The sequence below is a fragment of the Methylobacter sp. BBA5.1 genome, from assembly GCF_000746145.1.
Classification (GTDB): Bacteria; Pseudomonadota; Gammaproteobacteria; order Methylococcales; family Methylomonadaceae; genus Methylobacter; species Methylobacter marinus.
Genome location: NZ_JQKS01000024.1, coordinates 1 through 19,602, shown reverse-complemented (window position 1 = coordinate 19,602; position 19,602 = coordinate 1). Strand labels below are relative to the sequence as shown.

Annotated in this window: 14 protein-coding genes; 7 read left to right on the top strand and 7 right to left on the bottom strand. The window is 56.4% G+C overall.

Features of this window, described 5'->3' with window-relative positions:
• Nucleotides 1-171: 171 nt before the first annotated feature.
• The gene (locus EK22_RS23740; RefSeq protein ID WP_020161098.1) at nucleotides 172-708 is read left to right on the top strand and encodes a fibronectin type III domain-containing protein; all 537 of its coding nucleotides are present in this window, start codon (nucleotides 172-174) and stop codon (nucleotides 706-708) included.
• On the opposite strand, the gene EK22_RS15125 is transcribed toward EK22_RS23740, so the two are convergent.
• Nucleotides 658-873: a DUF2905 domain-containing protein gene (locus EK22_RS15125; RefSeq protein WP_020161099.1), complete on the bottom strand. Its 216-nt coding sequence runs from the start codon at nucleotides 871-873 to the stop codon at nucleotides 658-660. The two genes, EK22_RS23740 and EK22_RS15125, sit on opposite strands and share 51 nt — an antisense overlap.
• Nucleotides 874-1,083: 210 nt before the next feature.
• Between EK22_RS15125 and EK22_RS15120 the strand changes: the two genes are divergently transcribed.
• From EK22_RS15120 to EK22_RS15100, 5 genes are all read left to right on the top strand, one after another.
• A complete protein-coding gene (locus tag EK22_RS15120) occupies nucleotides 1,084-1,794 on the top strand; it encodes a DUF5752 family protein (protein ID WP_020161100.1) in 711 nt (236 codons plus the stop codon).
• The gene (locus EK22_RS15115) at nucleotides 1,791-3,032 is read left to right on the top strand and encodes a glycosyltransferase (RefSeq protein WP_036252354.1); all 1,242 of its coding nucleotides are present in this window, start codon (nucleotides 1,791-1,793) and stop codon (nucleotides 3,030-3,032) included. Before EK22_RS15120 ends, EK22_RS15115 begins: the two co-directional genes overlap by 4 nt.
• A complete protein-coding gene (treZ, locus tag EK22_RS15110) occupies nucleotides 3,032-4,879 on the top strand; it encodes a malto-oligosyltrehalose trehalohydrolase (RefSeq protein ID WP_036252352.1) in 1,848 nt (615 codons plus the stop codon). The genes EK22_RS15115 and treZ overlap by 1 nt, the downstream gene beginning before the upstream one ends.
• 6 nt (nucleotides 4,880-4,885) lie before the next feature.
• Nucleotides 4,886-7,765 (top strand): malto-oligosyltrehalose synthase, encoded by a 2,880-nt coding sequence (treY, locus tag EK22_RS15105; protein ID WP_036252349.1) that lies wholly within the window; start codon nucleotides 4,886-4,888, stop codon nucleotides 7,763-7,765.
• Nucleotides 7,766-7,931: 166 nt separating this feature from the next.
• Nucleotides 7,932-8,114 (top strand): PLDc N-terminal domain-containing protein, encoded by a 183-nt coding sequence (locus tag EK22_RS15100; protein WP_020161104.1) that lies wholly within the window; start codon nucleotides 7,932-7,934, stop codon nucleotides 8,112-8,114.
• Between the two features lie 98 nt (nucleotides 8,115-8,212).
• On the opposite strand, the gene EK22_RS15095 is transcribed toward EK22_RS15100, so the two are convergent.
• The 3 genes from EK22_RS15095 to EK22_RS15085 all read right to left on the bottom strand — a co-directional run bounded on the left by EK22_RS15095 (nucleotide 8,213) and on the right by EK22_RS15085 (nucleotide 14,752).
• Nucleotides 8,213-9,064, bottom strand: a complete 852-nt coding sequence (locus EK22_RS15095) for a GNAT family N-acetyltransferase (protein WP_036252347.1) — start codon at nucleotides 9,062-9,064, stop codon at nucleotides 8,213-8,215.
• Nucleotides 9,065-9,159: 95 nt separating this feature from the next.
• A complete protein-coding gene (locus EK22_RS15090; RefSeq protein WP_036252345.1) occupies nucleotides 9,160-14,325 on the bottom strand; it encodes a RecQ family ATP-dependent DNA helicase in 5,166 nt (1,721 codons plus the stop codon).
• Between the two features lie 46 nt (nucleotides 14,326-14,371).
• A complete protein-coding gene (locus EK22_RS15085) occupies nucleotides 14,372-14,752 on the bottom strand; it encodes a DUF2784 domain-containing protein (protein ID WP_036252343.1) in 381 nt (126 codons plus the stop codon).
• 243 nt (nucleotides 14,753-14,995) lie between these two features.
• Here EK22_RS15085 and EK22_RS15080 point away from each other — a divergent pair, with 243 nt between their 5' ends.
• Entirely contained in the window at nucleotides 14,996-15,721 is a 726-nt protein-coding gene (locus EK22_RS15080; protein WP_036252444.1) for an SDR family NAD(P)-dependent oxidoreductase, read from the top strand.
• 58 nt (nucleotides 15,722-15,779) lie between these two features.
• Here EK22_RS15080 and EK22_RS15075 read toward each other — a convergent pair whose 3' ends face one another.
• The 3 genes from EK22_RS15075 to EK22_RS15065 form a co-directional block, all read right to left on the bottom strand.
• The gene (locus tag EK22_RS15075; protein ID WP_036252341.1) at nucleotides 15,780-16,853 is read right to left on the bottom strand and encodes a class I SAM-dependent methyltransferase; all 1,074 of its coding nucleotides are present in this window, start codon (nucleotides 16,851-16,853) and stop codon (nucleotides 15,780-15,782) included.
• A 177-nt stretch (nucleotides 16,854-17,030) separates the two neighbouring features.
• Complete coding sequence (locus EK22_RS15070) at nucleotides 17,031-18,722, bottom strand: FAD-dependent oxidoreductase (protein ID WP_036252339.1); 1,692 nt, start codon at nucleotides 18,720-18,722, stop codon at nucleotides 17,031-17,033.
• Nucleotides 18,723-19,320: 598 nt separating this feature from the next.
• Nucleotides 19,321-19,602 (bottom strand): transposase (locus EK22_RS15065; protein ID WP_036252337.1); only part of this gene is annotated, 282 nt, incomplete at its 5' end.

Here is a 19,602-nt window from a genome sequence, read left to right as displayed (position 1 = left end):
CGCCACATTGGCCGTGTTTGCAACGCTGTTGAATTCAGTATCTTTACCTAGGCGTTGATGCGAATTTCATTATCGAATTCAGTCGGTTATTGTGCCAGTCAATGCATCCGACCGGGATAATTAAGCGGCTTGACCGGAGAAATTCGCGGACCACTGAACACAGAAACGATTATGAACAAGCATCCTGTAAAAGCATCAGTATTGCGTAAACTGACCCGGCAGTTTGGATCGGCCGGGCTCAGCCTGTCTATTTTCAGCGGTAATTTATTCGCGGGAAGCGTGAATCTCGCCTGGGACGCCAGTACCTCAGCCAATGTCGGCGGTTATATAGTGTCTTACGGTCAAGGCAGCGCTAAATACGCCTCAAGCGTTGATGTGGGGAATAAAACCGCTTTCACAATAGCCGGATTACAGGAAGGCAGGCAATATTATTTCAGGGTGAAGGCCTATGACTCAAACCGAACCGTCGAAAGCGCTTATTCCAATGAGATCAGTACGACGGTTCCGGTCACGACGGCTGTGAAGGCTGGCGGAGTCCCTGCCGGTATGGGGACCGGCGACCTATGGCTTCCGGCATCTGCCGCCATGTTCATAGGTGTCTTACTCCTTTTGATCTCAAGGTTGTACAAAAGAGCGGGACGTCATCGATATACTTTTTTATCTGCGAAAAACCAGATTGATGATCAGCGTCAAAACCAGGCTGATTAAAACCATGGAGGTGATCGGGATGAACACAACTTTTTTTTCATCCCTGATATGAATATCGCCGGGTAATTTGCCAAACCAGTTGATCAGCCAGGGGGCATAATTAAAGACAAGACCCGCAACGATCAGGATGGCGCCGATAATCATCAGTACTTTTCCGGTGGTCATACATTGCCTTGTCACTGTTGTTGATATCAAAAATTATAACGGTTTATACCCCAGCGCTTAGTCAGTATCTTTACCTAGGCATTAATGCGAATGTTCTTCTCGCGACCAATCGGTTATTTTGGCCTAAAAATCCATGCATCTCTTAAGGTTCCAGACTGGCCGCCGACTAAAGTGCGCCAAGGACCGAATGACAGCCGATTTAGAGAGGCCATGGCAATAACCGAACCATCCACCGAGGCGGCCATGACGCAAGAAGCCCCCCGATTCACGCTCAGAGATTGCACGCTGATTGCCATTGCCACCGGCAAACGCGCGCGCACGCTGACAGAATTCCGCGACCATATTATCCAGCTCAGTCCGGATAGCCTGTATTATCATTTCTGGGGCAACCTGCTCCAGGCCCGCTTCGAGGAGCGGGAATACAACAATGATTTCGCCGCCTGGGTCCATCACAGCCTGCACGATGCAAAACTGGCGGAGCAACTGGCGGTCGTCGATCCGAGCCAATACGCCGACATGTCGGAAATACGCCAGCAGTTGCTGGAGTATATCGAGGTACGCCTCGAGGAAAGCGAATATCTGCACTGGGTGATCGCCAGCCAGCCGTTTGAATTCATCCGTTCGCAGATTGTCGTTTTTAACGCGCACGCCGATATCGCCAATCCCCGCGAGATGGCCAAGCTCATGCCCAAGCTATCGGTCAGCAGTGTTTTTTATCATTTTATCGATGCCCGACGCCGCAGCCCGGAAAGGATCGACGATTTTCATGCCTGGCTGAACGGCTATGGCGAAACCTATCAAACCCTGATTGAACTCTTGTCGAATATTGATCCTTATTTCGGTTCCTTGACGGAACTTCGCCAGCAATTGGTTGACGTTTTTCAGGATTATTTTGACTATTCCATGGGAGCGACGGAATGACCAATATGTTGGATGCTTATGCCGCCATTGCCGGCGCCGATGTCATTCGTCACTTGCGGCAACTGGCCGAGCCCTTGCAGGGTAAAACGGTCGTGCATGTGAACTCCACGCGTCAGGGCGGCGGCGTCGCCGAGATTCTGGAGAAACTGGTGCCGCTGACCCGCGACCTGGGCCTCAATGCCCATTGGGAAGTCATTACCGGCGATAGCGACTTTTTCCAATGCACGAAAAGCATGCACAATGCCCTGCAGGGCAATCGGCTGACCATTCCCGGCACCTTGCTGGACCATTATCAGGACGTGAACGCACAGAACGCTCAGCAATTGTGCCCTATGCTGGAGGAGGCCGACTTTGTCATCATCCATGACCCGCAACCGGCCGCGCTGTTGAAATACTGCGCCAATCGCAAGGGTAAATGGATCTGGCGCTGCCATATCGACGCCAGCCGCCCGCATCGCGGAACCTGGCGCTTTCTTGAGCGGTTCGTGCGCGATTACGATGCCAGCATCTTCTCGCTGCCGCAATTCGCCCAGGCGCTGCCGCACCCCGAATACATCATTTCCCCCAGCATTGATCCCCTGAGCGACAAGAACATCGATTTGCCCCTGGCCGAACTGGATGCGGTGCGCGCGCGCTTCGACATTGATCCCGACCTGCCGCTGATCGCCCAGATCTCGCGCTTTGATCATTTCAAGGATCCTGTCGGCGTCATCGAAGCCTATAAGCTCGCCCGGCGCTTTATTCCCAAACTGCAGCTGATACTGGCCGGCGGCGGCGCAACCGACGATCCCGAAGCCGAGGCGGTGCTCTCCGATGTGTACGCCGCGGCGGAGAATGAACCGAACATCAAAGTCCTGGTCTTGCCGCCCGATGCGCATCGGACCATCAATGCCCTGCAGCGCATCACCGAAATCGTCATTCAGAAGTCCACCAAGGAAGGCTTCGGACTGACGGTGACCGAAGCCATGTGGAAAGGCAAGCCGGTCATAGGCGGCGATACCGGCGGCATTCGCCTGCAGGTCGTCAATTTTCATACCGGTTTTCTGGTTAACACGCCGGAAGGGGCGGCGCTGCGCATCCGCTATTTGTTCAATCAACCGAAAAAAACTCAGGAAATGGGAGTTACGGTGAAAAATTTTGTGCGCGAAAATTTTCTGCTGACCCGGCAGTTGCGCGAACATCTGACGTTGATGTACGCGCTACAAAACGGCGCGACCAATCGCATCGAGCTGGGCTGATGGCTGTCACCCGTCGCCATTTGATGCCTTTCGGCGCCCAGCTCATGGATGATGGCCGCGTGCGTTTTCGCCTGTGGGCGCCGGGAGCCGATACCGTCGAGCTTAGCCTGCGAGGACTGGAGCCTGAAGAGCATCTGTTGATGACGCCGGAAGACGACGGCTGGTTCGGCATTATCACCGGCTTCGGCAGCAGTGCCTATTACTATCAGTATCGTATTAACGGCACCGATTATGTCCCTGATCCGGCCTCGCGCTATCAACCGGAAACCGTGCATGGCGCCAGCCAGATTATCGATCCCGGCGATTGGGAGTGGCAGGACCAGGATTGGCGTGGGCGCCCCTGGGAAGATGTCGTTCTGTACGAACTGCATATCGGCACGTTCACGCCCGAAGGCACCTTTGCCGCTGCCCGGCAGCGGCTCGATCACTTGGCCGATCTGGGCGTCACGGCCCTGCAGCTCATGCCGATCGCCGATTTTCCCGGCAACCGCAACTGGGGTTATGACGGCGTACTGCCTTTCGCCCCAGCCAGAGCTTACGGCACGCCGGACGATCTGAAGGAATTCATACAGACGGCTCATGCCAAGGGCCTGATGGTTTTTCTGGATCTGGTTTACAACCATTTCGGCCCGGAAGGCAATTACCTGAATCTGTATGCGCCGGCATTTTTCACCGATCGCCACCAGACGCCCTGGGGCAGCGCGATCAATTTTGACGATGCCGGCAGCACTTGGGTGCGCAGCTTCTTTGTCCATAATGCCCTGTACTGGCTGGAAGAGTATCATGTCGACGGGCTGCGGTTTGATTCCGTGCATGCCATTTTCGATGATTCCGATGCCTCGCGTCCGCCGTTTTTTGAATATCTGGCCCAGGAAGTGCGGCATGCGCATGGTTATGACCGTCACATTCACCTGGTTTTGGAAAACGACAATAACGCCGCTTATTATCTAAGGCCGAACCCGGCGAAGTCCCATAACAGTCACTACAACGCCCAGTGGAATGACGATATCCATCATGTGCTGCATCTATTGCTGACCGGTGAAACCGCCGGTTATTATCAGGATTACGCCAGGCATGCCATCAACTGCCTGGGCCGCTGCCTGACTGAAGGCTTTGCCTATCAGGGCGAAGTCTCCGCCTATCGGGACGGCAAGCCGCGCGGCGAACCCAGCGCTGACTTGCCGCCTACGGCTTTTGTGGCTTTTTTACAGAACCATGACCAGATCGGCAACCGCGCTTTTGCCGAACGCCTTTCGACCCTGTGCTCCCAAGAAGCGCTGCGCGCGGCAACGGCCATTATTCTGCTGGCTCCATCCGTACCCTTGCTGTTCATGGGGCAGGAATGGGGCGCCTCCACGCCCTTCCCTTACTTCGTCGATTTCTCTGAAGATCTGAGCGAAAAAGTCGCGCAAGGTCGGCTGCGGGAGTTTTCCCGCTTTCCTGAGTTTAACGGTTCGCGCAACATACCGTTGCCCCACCATATCAATACCTTTTTATCGGCAAAGTTGGACTGGCAGGAACGCGACCAGCCGATCCATCGGCAGTGGCTCAATTACCACCGGCAACTGCTGAACTTGCGCCAACAGTACATTCAGCCCCGGCTTTCGGGCCTGTCCGGCGGACAATCCGGCTATCGGTTGTTAGGTGAACGGGCGTTGGCGGCGAACTGGCGGTTAGCCGATCATTCGCAACTTGAGCTGATCGCCAATTTGGACGACGAACCGATAGCGATCGACAGTTCCAGCGCCGGCGAAGTCATTTTTACAACCGATAACGCGATCGCCGACCTACGGCAACCCGCGATGCTTCCGCCCTGGTCTGTGCTTTGGCTGCTGACTGAAAGTTGATCGGTCATGGCATATGAGGCAAACATCAAGACCATTCCCGACGCCACTTATCGACTGCAATTCAATAGCCGCTTTACTTTCGCTCAGGCCACCGGACTGGTGCCTTATTTATCTAGCCTGGGCATCAGCCATTGCTATGCGTCACCCTATCTGAAGGCTCGTCCGGGCAGCACACACGGCTATGATATCGTCGATCATGACTCACTGAATCCGGAAATCGGCTCGGAAGCCGATTATGAAAACCTGGTGGCGGAATTGCGCCGGCACCGGATGGGCCTGATTGCCGATATCGTGCCCAACCACATGGGCATCATGGGCAGCGACAACAGTTGGTGGCTGGACGTGCTTGAAAACGGTCCGGCTTCCAGTTATGCCGATTTTTTTGATATTGACTGGCATCCCGTCAAGAAGCCGCTGCAAAACAAGCTGCTGATTCCGGTGTTGGGCGATCATTACGGCAACATGCTGGAACAGCGCGGACTGACGCTGAATTTCGATGCCGACGCCGGAGAATTCAGCATCTATTATCATCAGCACCGCTTTCCGATCGATCCCCAGACTTACCCGCTGATCCTGAATGCCCAGCATTCGCAATTGCTCGACCGGTTCGATGCCAGCGATCCCTTGCTGCTGGAATATCAAACGCTGGATAGCAGTTTCGGCAAACTGCCCGAGCGAACAATGGCAACGCCGGCGCAACGGGATGACCGTAACCGCGACAAGGAGGTATTTAAACGGCAGCTGGCACGTCTTTGCAGCGACAATGCGTCCATAAAACAATTTATTGACAGCTGCGTAGCAAAAATCAATGACTCCGCCGACAAGCTGCATATATTGCTGGAGCATCAAGCTTATCGGCTGGCCTACTGGCGGGTGGCCGGCGATGAAATCAATTACCGGCGTTTTTTCGATATCAATGAACTGGCCGGCCTGCGGGTCGAACAAGAACAGGTGTTCGAAGCCTCGCACCGCTTTATTCTGTCGTTGATTGAACAGAACAAAATACAAGGCTTGCGTCTCGATCATGCCGACGGCCTGTACGATCCGGTCGGTTATAATCAACGCCTGTGCGAACGCATCGCGGCTATTTCCCATAGCTATGCCGACGGCAATACGCCGCCTATTTATATCGTCGCCGAGAAAATCGTCGCCAATTACGAATACCTGTCCAATGACTGGCCGATACACGGTACGACCGGTTATGAGTTTGCCAATATCGTGAACGGCGTGTTCGTCGATGCCGAGGCGGAAGACGCCTTTACCGTCATTTACAACCGGTTCAGCGGCCAGGAGAGTGACTTTGAAGAACTCGTCTACCAGGCCAAAAAACAGGTCATGACCACGTCCATGGCCGCCGAATGGAATGTGCTGGCCAATCGCTTGAGCCAGATCGCCGAGTCCCACTCAAAAACCCGCGACTATACACTCAATGCCCTGCGCGATGCGCTGCTCGAAGTGAGCGCCTGTTTTCCGGTTTATCGCACCTACATCAATAGCCCCGAGGTCCGAAAGGAAGACGTGCAATATATCGAATGGGCAATCGCCCAGGCCCGGCGCCGCAGCCATGCCGCCGACAAAAGCGTGTTCGATTTCATACACCGGGTGTTGCTGATCCAGCCCCATTCGCCCGACGCCGAAGGCGATCTGATCGGGTTCGTGAAAAAATTCCAGCAATACACGGCGCCGGTCATGGCAAAAGGCCATGAAGATACCGCGCTGTACCAATACAACCGGCTGATCACGTTAAACGAGGTTGGCGGCGACCCGCGCCGATTCGGCTATTCCGTCAACGCCTTTCATTTTTTCAATCAGGAACGCGTCAAGAAGTGGCCGCATGCCATGCTGAACCTGTCCACGCACGACAGTAAGCACGGTGCCGATGTCCGGGCCCGAATCAATGTCCTGACTGAGCTTCCGGAACAGTGGCAGCAAGCAGTATTTCACTGGCACCGGCTGAACCATCTCAGGATAACCGGTTCAACCGTCATAAGCCGCAATGACGAATACCTGTTTTATCAGATCCTGCTTGGCACCTGGCCCCTGACGGCGCTAGATGAGGCCACGCTGGAGGTTTACCGCGAGCGAATCCGCGCTTATATGATCAAGGCTGTGCGCGAGGCCAAACAATACAGTTCATGGTTTAATCCCGACCAGGAGTATGAGCAGGCGGTCAGCGACTTTATTAACCATTGTCTTGACCGGAAAGCCAATCACGTGTTTCTTTCCGATTTCGCCGCCTTTGAGACACAGCTTCGAAAAGCCGGCCTCCATAATGCGCTTGCTCAAACCTTGCTGGAACTGACTTCGCCGGGCGTGCCGGATATTTATCAGGGCAATGAAACCTGGCAATTCTCGCTGGTCGACCCCGACAACCGTCGACCTGTCGATTTCGACAGAATCCGGCAGTTACTGACCTCTATAGACGAGGCTGTCGCCAGTGATCGGCGGCAACTGCTGAAGTCGTTGATGAATACGCCGGAAGATGGCCGGATCAAACTGTTTTTGACCGCGCAAACCCTGCGCCTGCGCAGAAATATGGCCGCCCTGTTCGAAAACGGCGAATACCTGAAGCTGACTATCAGCGGGCCAAGGCTGGACAATCTGGTAGCGTTCGCGCGTTGTGATCCGGACCATTTCGCCGTGATTGTTGTGCCTAGACTCATGAAGCATCTGTTGGACGATGGATTCACTTGGTCTTGCACCCGGCTGGAATTGCCGTCCGACGCCCCCAGGTATTACCGTAACATTTTTACCGACGATAAGTTATCGGCGAATAAGGTCGATGATCATCTGGAATTGAATATTCGTGAGTTATTTGGCGCCTTTCCGGTGGCCTTGCTGGTATCGTCAACCGGTTCAGCAACACCGAATACGGTTGGAAATTAATCCCTTAATTTCCTTTATTTATTAATGCTGAAAGAATGCTGAAAAACGAGAGGCGAGCTGAGCAATGTGCGCTAACGAACAGAACCCGCTTGCTTTTATGCGTAGAGTCTGAAACTGATGAGAAAGATAGCTTACATATCAAAAACTAACCTGTTGAGGAGGAAATATGGATATTGAAGTTGGTGGTTTTCTTGGTTTTATCATACTCGTCCTGGATATTTGGGCCATTATAAAAGTCGTTCAAAGCGGTGCTTCAACCGGAATGAAAGTGTTATGGGTGGTTTTGATCCTGATGCTGCCGGTGGTCGGTTTGATCATTTGGTGGTTTGCGGGACCAAAAGGCGATTAACTGATTTGTCGATATGGAGATAGAAGCTGTCAGCCAGCGGGCGGGCTTTTAGCCTTGATGACGATCAGGACTGAAATCTCTCCCACTGGTATTATTTATTACCCTAATTCGAATGAAGTCACACCGAACACACGATGCAGCGACCGATCAGGCTGTTCGCCGCTGTACATCCGGGCCGTTTCGAACACCACATTCATACCATGATGCTCCGCCAGTGACACGGCGGCCGGATTGACTTCCGGAATATCCAGATAAACCGGCTCATCCGGCCTGGCTTCGGATTTTAGCGCTCTGAAAAGCGATTGCGCCAATTCCGGACAGTCGGCAAAAAGAGGACCGATCTTGTAGCCTGCCCGGCATTTTCGCATGACGCCGTAACCTGCCAGCCGCCCATCCTGCAAAATGCCCAGAGCCGCACTATCCGGCTGGTTTATCCAGGACTTGAGAAATGCTGACCGGTTTGCCGGGAAAAACGGGCGGTCATAGGATTCAATCTGTGCAAACGGCAGCGTTGACAGCTTTATGATCCCGTCATGTTCGTCAGGCCCGCCGCCCCCTATCCCCTGGTAGCGTATATTGCGATAAGCCACTTTGAATCCCCATTTTTTATAGTTTTCCTGCCGGGCCACGACTCCGTCCAGCCCGATGTTGCACCCTTTCAGACGGTTTATCCCCTCTTTCCATAGTTGCAGGCCATAACCTTTGCCGCGACAGTCGGGCTTTACAATGAACAAACCGAGGAAGCCGAATGAATTGTCGTATTTGACCGCCGATATGGCGGCAACGGGTTCATTGCCGAGATATCCGATGAGGAATCCGTCCGGATCGGCCGTATGGTAACAATCGGCGTCATGAAGCCCCGGATTCCAGCCCTCTTCCGCCGCCCAGTCAATCATGATGCTCACTTCAGCGTGTGATGCTGTTTTGATGGTGTAGTTTTTGTCAGTCATTGGAGTAACCCGTCAACATGTGGTCAATTAATAGCTCAATATGTCTATGATATAATAAACTTGTTAAAAATATAGCTGCCTGGCTTAAGCGTTAGTCAGCCAGCCAACATCAATTCCACCATCGGCACTTCCCACTGCTCGACCTTGCATCGGGACCGGTAGCTTTCCTCGCCGTCATCCCGGTAGCGTCGGATCATGGCCAGTACCGTAGCGGACTCGATGGCATCCAGCCTGTCCCGCCACTGCGCAGCGGCTTTTCGCGACAGCGCCGCCACAATAATTCCGTTAATTTTCAGAAACACTTTTTCGCCATTGGTTTCAATGACTAGCCGGCTGCCGAAACGAAGCGCGGACAAGCGCTCATGAATCGGATGACCCGGCATGAAACCGCCCGCATAGCCGATATCGATGTCCTGCATACCCAGAATCGCATAGCGCCGCAGGGTGGTGTGCGGCATCGATTGATCCACCGCTTCCGCGTTGCGCCGCAGCAGAAAATCGCCGTCCAGCGCGGGCAGAAACGGGTTGCGCTGGTCTTCGCGCCGCATCAGGCACAGGGTTTCCCGCGCTCGCGTCATGCCTACGTATAAAAGCCGCCGTTGTTCTTCAAGCCTGTTCGGGGTCCAGCCTCCGTCCAGGATCAGCACATGCGGGAATTCCATGCCTTTGGCCGAGTGGATCGTGCTCAGGAACACGCCCCTGCCCAGCCGCCTGTCCTGGCGCTGGGCGGCCAGCGTTTCATAGAGAAACTCCAGCGTCTGCCGGTTCGGGACTTCGCCGTCGCCGGTTTCGCATTGCCAATCCGCCAGTATTTGCTGGAGCAGTTCCTGCCATGGATTGCGGCTGTCCGCTTCCGGTTGTTGCCGCAGAAAATCCAGCCAGTGCGAAGCCTTGTCCAGTTCCATCGTGCGCTGTTTCAGCGCATCCAGCAGCCGCGCGGCTTCCCTGACTCTGAACGGCGGCGGCTGTTTGTTGCGATCCAGCATCAGGCTGACCGGAATGTCATGATCTTCCAGCAGCGCCCTGACCGGACTCAGCAATTCCCATTGACTGGCCAGCACCGCGCAATGCGACCAGTCCAGCCGCGCGTCCAGCTGGCGCAGGCGCAACAGATCCGCAACCGCCGCCATCGCCTGATGTGTTTCATTATCGGCCGTGATGACCTGCACCCTGCCCCGCGCCAGCGTATCGAGCATTTGCCAGCGCCCGCCCGGCTCCAGCGTTTTGCGCCCGTGATTGATGCGAATCGGCCGGTCCGTTTTCATGCGGTCGCGATTGTGTGCGATCAATTGATTGGACGCGGCGATGATATGGGCGCTGGAGCGGTAGTTTTCGACCAGGAAATGCTCCCTGGCCTGATAGTCCTGCTGAAACCGGCGGATGAAGCCGACGTTGGCGCCGCGGAACTGGTAGATATTCTGGTCGTCGTCGCCGACCGCCATGATGGTCAGTTTGCTGTCGTCGTCAAGACTGCGCCCGGCGATGGCCGAGACCAGGCGGTACTGGTCCTCGTCGATGTCCTGATACTCGTCCACCAGAATGAAGCGGTAACCGTTCAACAGGCGTTCGCGCGTTTCATCGGCCTCGATGCCGAGCAGTTGCCGGTTGCCGCTCAGCAGATCGACGGCCTCCTTCAGCAGCGCATCGAACTGTGTAGTCACGGCCTCGGCATCATGGCTTGACGTGCTCATCGCGTGTCCGGTCAGGCGCAGGCACAGGCCGTGATAGGTCTGCACGGTCACGCCGCGCGCATCGTCGCCGACCAGATCGGCCAGCCGCCGCCTCAGTTCGGTCACGGCATTGCGGTTGAAGCACAGCACCAGAATGCTGGCCGGCGGCACGCGCTTGACCCGCAGCAGGTAAGCGCAGCGGTGCACGATGACGCGCGTCTTGCCCGAGCCCGGCCCCGCCAAAATCAGCGTGTTGTCGTCCTCATGGCCGGCCACCAGGGCGATCTGGTCCGGGTTTTGCAGATCGCCGACGATGCGCTGAAAGGACTGCTGGCTGGTGGCCCGTTCCAGCACGTCCTTGCGGTCGGCGAAATAGCGCTTCACGAATTCGCTTTTGTCCGTGGAGAAATAGGCCACGACGAAGGCCAGCGCCTGGCCGATTTTGTCCAGCGCCTGACGCGCGTATTCGTTGATGACATGCACCTGGAACACGCGCTCGCTGTAATGCTGCGACAACGGTTCGTAATCGCCCTTGCTATAGCGGCGGCCCTTGGCTTCCGGCAGCACCTGAATGGTCATCGCCTGCCGGAATACCGCCAGCCCCTTCTGCAGCGTGATGACGCGCTGCTCATGCAGGAAATTCAGGGCCCGCTCGACGGCCGCCAGCGGATCGCGGACCTGGGACATAGCCACCATATCGGCCTGCAGGCCGGCCAGCAGGTCCTCGGCGGCGAATTCGACCAGCAAATCGGCCGATCCCGGCGTGCCGGCGGGAATGCGCGCGATGATGCTGTCCAGAACGACCTTGGCGATGGCCTGCCGTTTCTCGGCCGTGGCGATCAGCGCCGGCCAGCCCCGGTTCAGCTTGACGGCGTATTGATCGATGCCGCGATAGCGGAAAATCAGGCTGCCCTTGTTGCCGGCCAGCCCCAGGCCGTCCCGGGACAAACTGCTCAGCAGGCTGCGCAGCACTTCGGGATTGCTCGCCTCATGACCGGCGTCGAGCAGGCGCTGGTTGACATGGCGCAGCGACAGCACCTGCCAGTCGTCGGTTCCGGCATCGGGCGCTTCTTCCTGCAGCAACGCCAGCATGGCCCGCTCCAGGCTGCAAATCTTGTCCAGCATCGCTGTCGAGGCATTGGCGACCTTGTAGCGGACATAAGCCGTCAGCAGCAGGCTTTTCCTGATCAGTCCCGCTTCTGCCATATCATGCAGGGTGCGGATGACGCGCTGGCCGGCCGTCTCGTTGCGCCGGCCCTGCTCGCGGTCGGCGGCATCCTCGGCGAATTCGCCCAACTCGGCCAGGCTGTCGGCGCTGAAGCCTTCGTCGCTTTCGGCATTCATCAGCGCTTCCAGGATGGCCAGCCAGCGTTGCCGCTGGCGTTTCGACAGGCCGAGCGCGGCAATTTTCTGCTCCGCTTCAGCCAGGTTTTTGACCTGCGGCCTGCCCTGGAAAACCTGCGTGCGGTTCTCGTTGCGTTCGATGAAGCCGGCCCGCTCCAGCCAGGAAACGGCGGTCAGCACCTTGGTGTCGGCATTGTGATCGTCGCTGTCGAAGGAAAGGTCGACATTGTCGTCGCGCAGCAATTCGCCGGTCGTGATCACCACGTTGCCCTGCTTATCCTTCCTGGTTTTTCTCAAACCGCCCAAAATCCGGGCGATGTCTTTCTGGCTCAGTTGGGACATGGCCGACATCTTGAACTGCGTATCGATATCCTGCTCGTCGAACAGCAAAATGCATTCGGCGTCCTGCTGATCGCGCCCTGCCCGCCCGGCTTCCTGCAGGTAATTTTCCAGCGATCCCGGAATATCGGCATGAATGACCAGGCGTACATTCTCCTTGTCGATGCCCATGCCGAAGGCGTTGGTGGCCGTGATCACGCGCGTCGTGCCGCTGATGAAGTTTTCCTGGATATGCTTTTTCTCGGCCGCGTCCTTGCCGGCATGAAAGGCCTCGGCCTGCCAGCCCTGCTGCACCAGATAGTCGGCAACCGCCTCGGTATTTTTGCGTTTGGCGCAGTAAATGATGGCGGCGCCCTGATCGTCGGACAGCCGTTCCGATAACAACTGGTTGATGCGCGGGTATTTGTCGGCCTGATTGACCGTCTGCACTTCAAAATGCAGGTTGTTTCGCTCGACGCCGCCCTCGAAAACGATTAGCTCCTGCCCCAGATTGGCGCGGAAATAATTGATGATCTCGTCCTTGACATCCTGCTTGGCGGTCGCGGTAAAGCATTGCACCGGCGGCAGCGGCGTCTTCTGTTTTTGCGAGAACTCCTTGATGAAGCGCGCGGCGTACAGGTAATCAGGCCGGAAATCATGGCCCCATTTGGACAGGCAATGCGCTTCGTCGAACACCCAGCAGCCGATTTCGCGGTGGCTGATTGCCTGCTGGAAAGTCGTATTGCGCAATTGCTCCGGCGATACGTAAAGCACGGCGATATCGCCCATCTGTATCGCTTTCAGCACCTCGCCGCGCTCCGGCGCCGTCAGCATGCCGTACAGCGCGGCCGCATTGGGCGCGCCGGTTTTGCTGCGCAGGTTGTCGACCTGGTCTTTCATCAAGGCCTGCAGCGGCGAGATAACGATGGTCAGTACGCCGCGGCGCTGGTAACGCACCAGCGCCGGCAGCTGATAACACAGCGATTTGCCGCCGCCGGTCGGCAGCACGGCAAAGACTGGATTGTCGGCCATGGCCGACTGCACGATCGCCTGCTGCAGGCTGCCGCCGTCCGTCGCAGCCGGTTCACGCCGGAACGCGGAAAAGCCGAAAAAGCGTTGCAGCTGGGCGACCGGATCATGGATTTGCCGGCAATGCTCGCAGTCCGGCTTGTTGCAGGGAATGTCTCTCAGCTGGCCCAGCGCCGGCGCCACATCGTGAAACCGTTGCCGGACCCACGGCGGCAGCACCGAATTGCCGCCGGCAACCCGCAGCCAGGCCAGGCAATACGCCAGCGCGGGGCGCAGCTTCGGGTCGGGTAGGTACGACAGGATGACCTTATTGAACGCGGTCCGGCAGACTTTGCCCCGGGTCAGCTCATTGAACACATCGAAAGCTCGGGGCGCGCCGATGCGCTCGGCGCCCATCGCCGCCAAAGCCTGTTGCAAGCCGGAAAACTGCGCATCGCCGGCAAAAGCGTAATGATAAAAGGCCAGCAGGCCGCCATGCTGTTCCTGCAATGCCTGCCACTGGTCCTGAAACAGCGAAAGCGCCAGCCGCGCATCGGCGAGCGGATCGTTCAGACTGTCACGCACCAGCTTGTAGTTCTTGACCAACCGGTGATAGGGATTTTCGGGGAACGCGAGCGGCGACAGGAACAAGGTATCGACGACAGGTTTGTTTAAAAACCTCAAGCCGGAATGGACGAACCGGCACACCGGCAGGTCGTGATCGAGCAGGTTGTGGCCTAGCAGATACTCGGCGTCGCCGGCGAATTCATCCAGTTCAGCCAGCGCCCGGCGGCTGTCGAACGGCGCTTTGCGATGAAAAACCTTGTCCCTGAAAACGGCGCCGACGGCGAAGATGGCGCCGTTTCTGTCGGTTTCCAGATCCAGGCTGCAGCAGCGGTTTTGAAATGCGTGCCACTCCATTGAAACCCTCATCTGGTAAAGAAGGCTGTAGTCTAGCAATTGCAAATCAATGTTTACAAGGCGGACAACGCCTTCTGCGGGCAAGCCATAGCCCATAAATGATGCCGTTAAGTATCAGAACGGCGATGCCGAACGCGATTTGTATCTGGTGCGTCAGACCGCTGGGATAAATCACCGGCATGATGTAATGGTCGATGAAGTCGCCGGCATACGTATCACCATCGGCGGCGGACCGAAGCCTGTTTTCGAGCGGCGTCAGCGGACAGATGCCGCCGCTGAGTTCGATGAACGCGCCCCATGCGGCGGCCGGCAGGTGCAGCCAGGCGACCCATGGCCATCTGAAAACGAACAGGCCGCCGAATACGACAAATACAATGAAGGCGAAGTGCAGCAATACGACCAGATCGGCGGCTAATTGATTCGACATGGGGCGGCCTCTTTAATGTGCTGTCTTTGAACTGAATATTTCACCACGGAGGAAATGTATGGAGCGACGGGAGGAACATGACAATACCTTAGATTGTCTCTGTGTCCTCTGTGTCCTCTGTGTCCTCTGTGGTTTTATGCAATATCCAGGAATAGCTCGGAGTCCTGACGGAATCATCCCGTTCCGCAAAAATCCCTTATTGACGTTAAAATGTCCCTTCCCCTGTTCACACGGCAAGTTTTTATGAAAACCATTTTAATAACAGGCAGCAATTCGGATATCGGCATAGCCGTTGCCAAAGCCCTGTCTGAACAGCCATTGCAATTGGCGCTGCAGTATTATTCCAACCATTCCAAAGCTAGTGAACTTCAAGCCTGGCTGGATGCAAAAAATGTTCGAAGCCGCCTGTTTCAATGCGATCTGACAAAGTCCGAACAGGCCGAGTCGCTGATTGCCCAAACCCTATCGGAATTCGGGGCGATTGACGTTCTGATCAATGTCGTCGGCCCTTTTGTCTATAAAAACGTGCTGGACGTCACGCCGCAGGAATGGTTCGATGATATCAATCTGAATCTGCACACCTGCTTTTATGCCTGCCATTATGCGATGGATGAACTGCGTCGCAATCAAGGGCAGATCATCAACTTCGCTTTTTCCGGCGTGGAAAACATCAAGGGCTGGCCCATGTCGGCCGGTTACTGCGCCGCCAAAACCGGTGTCGCCGCATTGACCAAAAGCCTGGCCGTCGCGCTGGCTCCGCACAAAGTCCGCGTTAACGCGATCTGTCCCGGACTGGTCGAAGAAGGTCATATCAGCGCGGAGGAACGCCAACAGATGGCGAGCCAAATCCCATACGGCCGCCCCGTACATCCTGACGAAATCGGCAAGACCGCTGCCTGGCTGGTGTGGAACAGCCCGGAATCCATGACCGGTTCACTGATCACGGTTGCAGGCGCCTGGGAGTATTGATTCAAATGCTCAGGTTTGCCGGCATCGATGCAGGCAAACCTGAGCCGCATACGGGCTTCTAGACTTTTGCTTCAAGCACCAGATTGGTTGGTGTCGTCGCAGCGCGCCTCACCTGGCTGAAGCCGCCGGCATTGAGCACTTCGGTGAGTCTTTTTTGACCGGCCTGGGCGCCCAATCCGAGGCCGACCTCCTGAGACTTGGAGGCGGGCACGCATACCATTGTCGAAAACGAATAATAAATCTGCCCCAGAGGATGGAGGTTTTCTTCCAGACTGTCGCCGGCAAACGGCTCGACCAGCATAAACGATCCGCTCTCGGACAAGGTGCTTGCGATATGTTTGGCCGCGCCGACGGGGTCGCCCATGTCGTGCAGCGCATCGAACATCGTGACAAGATCGTAATTTTTCCCGGGATATTCTTTCGCCGTCACGACTTCGAAAATCGTGTTGCCTGCGACGCCCGCGGCTCGGGCCCGTTCCCGTGCGTGTTCGATTGACGGTTCGTGATAGTCGAAGCCATGAAAAGTCGAATTAGGGAACGCCTGCGCCATGAGGATGGTCGAGGAACCGTGCCCGCAGCCGATGTCGGCGACTCGGGCGCCGGCTTCCAGCTTTTCCCGGACGCCATCGAGCGCCGGCAGCCATGAATCGATCAGATTCATCGCATACATGGGCCGGAAGAAGCGCTCGGTACCGCAGAACAGGCAGGGACTATGATCGCTCCAGGGCAAGCCTTTGCCGGAGCGGAAAACCTCAGTCAGTTTGGGTTCGTCAACATATGCCGACATGACCGCCTGAAAGAAGCCTTGCATGCAGGCCGGATGACCCTCGGCGGCAAAAATGACGGCCTGCTCTGGCGACAAGGAAAATCTGCCGGCAGCGGCATCGTAATTCACATACCCGGCTGCCGCATTGGCGGAAAGCCATTCCCTGAGATAGCGTTCATCCATGCCGGTGCTGTCGGACAGCTCCTGGCTGGTTGCGGGGCTGATCTCGGCCAAAGCGCTGTACAGGTCCAGCTTGTCGCCGATATAAGCTATCAGCAGGCCCAGTGACCCGGCCACATCGCCGATCACTTTACCCTGCAGCTGTTCCAGTTTGCTTTCATCGATATCTGTTAAGCGTATCGCCATCTTTCGTGCCTTTTGTTTATTAATGGAGTTGGAAGGCCATGGAGCGGCTAAAGTGATCGGTGCCTGACTAAAAACGTGTTTATCACGCCCCACCTATGACCGCCGATGATTGTATCATCGCCCTGTTCTGCCGGATAGGCGATCAGATCCATCTACCGTTTGCCAGGCAACCTCTCTTTACAATTGATCGACGGTCCGCGTCCGGGCCTGATGCGTCTGCATGCCGCCGGAAAGCACTTTGACCTGCAGACCGTTCTGCTCCAGGAGACGATACGCGTAATAGGCCCGCTGACCGACACCGCAGATCAGCCAGATTTCCCGCATCCGGGGCAATTCGTGCAGACGGTCGCGCAGGGATTCCAGGGGAATGTTCTGTGCGTCCGGAATATGACCGCCGGCGTACTCGGCCTCGCTGCGCACATCCACCAGCAGGGCCGCTGTGGAATCTAGCGCCTCCCAATCCGCCAGCTGCAGATCGCCGCGCAGATGGTTGGCGGCCACCATGCCGGCCATGTTGACCGGATCCTTGGCGGCGCCGAACTGGGGGGCGTAGCAAAGTTCCAGATCTTCCAGGTCATACACCGACGCCCCTTGCATCATGGCCGTAGCGATGACATCGATGACTCGCGTCACGTCAAGCTCGCCGACGGCCTGTGCGCCCAAAATCCGGCCGTCGGCTTTGGCGAACAGCAATTTGATGTGGATCGGCCGTGCGCCCGGAAAATAACTCGCGTGGTGGCCGGGATGCAGATAGACTTTCTCGAAATCCATGCCGGAGCGCTTGAGCTGCTTTTCGTTAACGCCGGTACAGGCGACGGTAAGTCCGAAAACGCCGCACACGGCCGTGCCGAGCACGCCCTCGAAATCCAGAGGCGGCTGCGTTCCAATCTCCTGGCATGCGAAATGATGGAGAATGGCGGTGGCCGCCACGCGCCCCTGCCGGTTAGCCGGGCCGGCCAGCGGCACGAGCTGCCACTGCCCGGAGATCCTGTTTTTCACTTCCACCACGTCGCCTACCGCCCAGATGGCATCATCGCTGGTGCGCTGGTAAGGATCGACGCGAATGCCGCCGAGTTCGCCCAGCTCCAGTCCGGCATCACGGGCCAGCGCGGCATCGGGGCGCACGCCGATGCCCAGGATGACCAGATCGGTGACCAGTGTCGCGCCCTTTGACGTGTGCACACTCAGGCCGCCCTCGGGGAGTTGTTCGAAGGCATCGACCGCTTCACCCAACCTCAGCTTGACGCCGTTGGCTGTCAGGCGTTCGGCGGCGTAGCCGGCTATTTCCGGGTCCAGCGGCGGCATGACCTGATCGGCCAGTTCCAGCAGGGTCACGTCAAGCCCCAGCCCGACCAGGTTTTCAGCCATTTCCAGCCCGATAAAGCCGCCGCCCACGATCAGCGCGCGCGAGGCATGCGCGACGGCGGCCTTGATCTTTCGGCTATCGGGGATGTTGCGCAATCCATAAATGCCGGGCAGATCGATGCCAGGCAGGGGCGGACGAATCGGCTGGGCGCCGGTTGCCAGGACCAGCGCGTCATACGATTCTTCCCGCGTGGCGCCGGTCTTGAGATCGCGCACTTCGATCACTCGGGCCTGCCGGTCGATGCGCGTGACCTCCGTTTCCGTATGGACCTCGATGTTAAAGCGGTGCTGGAACAGTTCTGGGCTGGCCACCAACAGTTTGGCTTCCGACTCGATGACATCGCCCACGAAATAAGGCAGGCCGCAGTTGGCAAAGGATACATGCGGCCCCCGTTCGAACACGACGATCTCGCAGGTTTCGCAAAGCCTGCGCGCACGCGCCGCACAGGTGGCGCCGCCGGCTACGCCGCCGATGATGAGAATACGTTTGTTTGCTGCATTCATGAACTTAAATCTCCTGATTAAGTTATCAGATAGCTTTCGCGTCGAATGAATTCGACCCTACATCTCTTGATCAAGTTATTGGGTGATTTCACGCACGGGCCGTTTTTTATCCCGTTTGCGGTGTAGTAGCGACGGGGATTATATTTATAGTATTTTCTGCGCAATATCCGTTATCAGATTAACGCAGACCTTGGAAAGGCCTAACCGCCGGAACGGCCTGTTTTCCAGGAAAGACTAGTACTTAGTCAATTTAATTATGACGGCTAAACTGTAGGGGCGAACCTATGTGTTCGCCCTTGCTCAACGGTTCCCCCTCGGCCAATGGTTTCCCGGTAACCTGTCGTGCACCGGACACAGGGCGGACACGCAGGTCCGCCCCTACGGTTCATCCCGAAATTGGAAATGGACCTTGCGGTTGTTTCGGCAATCCCGTAAGGGCGAACGGCCTCCCAATGAACGATGACAGCTTAATCGGTTTTTTGGGCTATCGGTTGTTAAAATTCAACATACAAGGTGTGAATCCACCTGTGCCCTATGGGTATTCGCACTCTGCAAATTTTACCCGTCAGAACAAGGCTGACTAAGTACTAGTACTCAGTCATTGTTGTATTGTCGGATAAAGTTTTTTCAATTTTACCCGAGCATCTTGATTGGTAAATTGCCATTCCATGGGTTTTGAAATCGAATTTCGTTTGTCTTGCCAGGCAGCGACTTCGTTTTTCAAGACCTCTTGATTCGGAATGCGCCGATCCAAACATTGTCTTGATAAGATGCTCAACTCGATTTCCGCCATATTAAGCCAACTGCCGTGCTTGGGCGTGTAATGGATTTCCAGTTTATCCAAAATTCGCCGCGCCTCTTGTGGTTCAAAGGCCTTATA

Bases quoted from the DNA above. Each gene is read 5' to 3' on its own strand.
- EK22_RS15080 (WP_036252444.1), top strand. From the start codon at position 14,996: ATGAAAACCATTTTAATAACAGGCAGCAATTCGGATATCGGCATAGCC.
- EK22_RS23740 (WP_020161098.1), top strand. From the start codon at position 172: ATGAACAAGCATCCTGTAAAAGCATCAGTATTGCGTAAACTGACCCGG.
- EK22_RS15085 (WP_036252343.1), bottom strand. From the start codon at position 14,752: ATGTCGAATCAATTAGCCGCCGATCTGGTCGTATTGCTGCACTTCGCC.
- treZ (WP_036252352.1), top strand. From the start codon at position 3,032: ATGGCTGTCACCCGTCGCCATTTGATGCCTTTCGGCGCCCAGCTCATG.
- EK22_RS15100 (WP_020161104.1), top strand. From the start codon at position 7,932: ATGGATATTGAAGTTGGTGGTTTTCTTGGTTTTATCATACTCGTCCTG.
- EK22_RS15090 (WP_036252345.1), bottom strand. From the start codon at position 14,325: ATGGAGTGGCACGCATTTCAAAACCGCTGCTGCAGCCTGGATCTGGAA.
- treY (WP_036252349.1), top strand. From the start codon at position 4,886: ATGGCATATGAGGCAAACATCAAGACCATTCCCGACGCCACTTATCGA.
- EK22_RS15095 (WP_036252347.1), bottom strand. From the start codon at position 9,064: ATGACTGACAAAAACTACACCATCAAAACAGCATCACACGCTGAAGTG.
- EK22_RS15125 (WP_020161099.1), bottom strand. From the start codon at position 873: ATGACCACCGGAAAAGTACTGATGATTATCGGCGCCATCCTGATCGTT.
- EK22_RS15115 (WP_036252354.1), top strand. From the start codon at position 1,791: ATGACCAATATGTTGGATGCTTATGCCGCCATTGCCGGCGCCGATGTC.
- EK22_RS15070 (WP_036252339.1), bottom strand. From the start codon at position 18,722: ATGAATGCAGCAAACAAACGTATTCTCATCATCGGCGGCGTAGCCGGC.
- EK22_RS15120 (WP_020161100.1), top strand. From the start codon at position 1,084: ATGGCAATAACCGAACCATCCACCGAGGCGGCCATGACGCAAGAAGCC.
- EK22_RS15075 (WP_036252341.1), bottom strand. From the start codon at position 16,853: ATGGCGATACGCTTAACAGATATCGATGAAAGCAAACTGGAACAGCTG.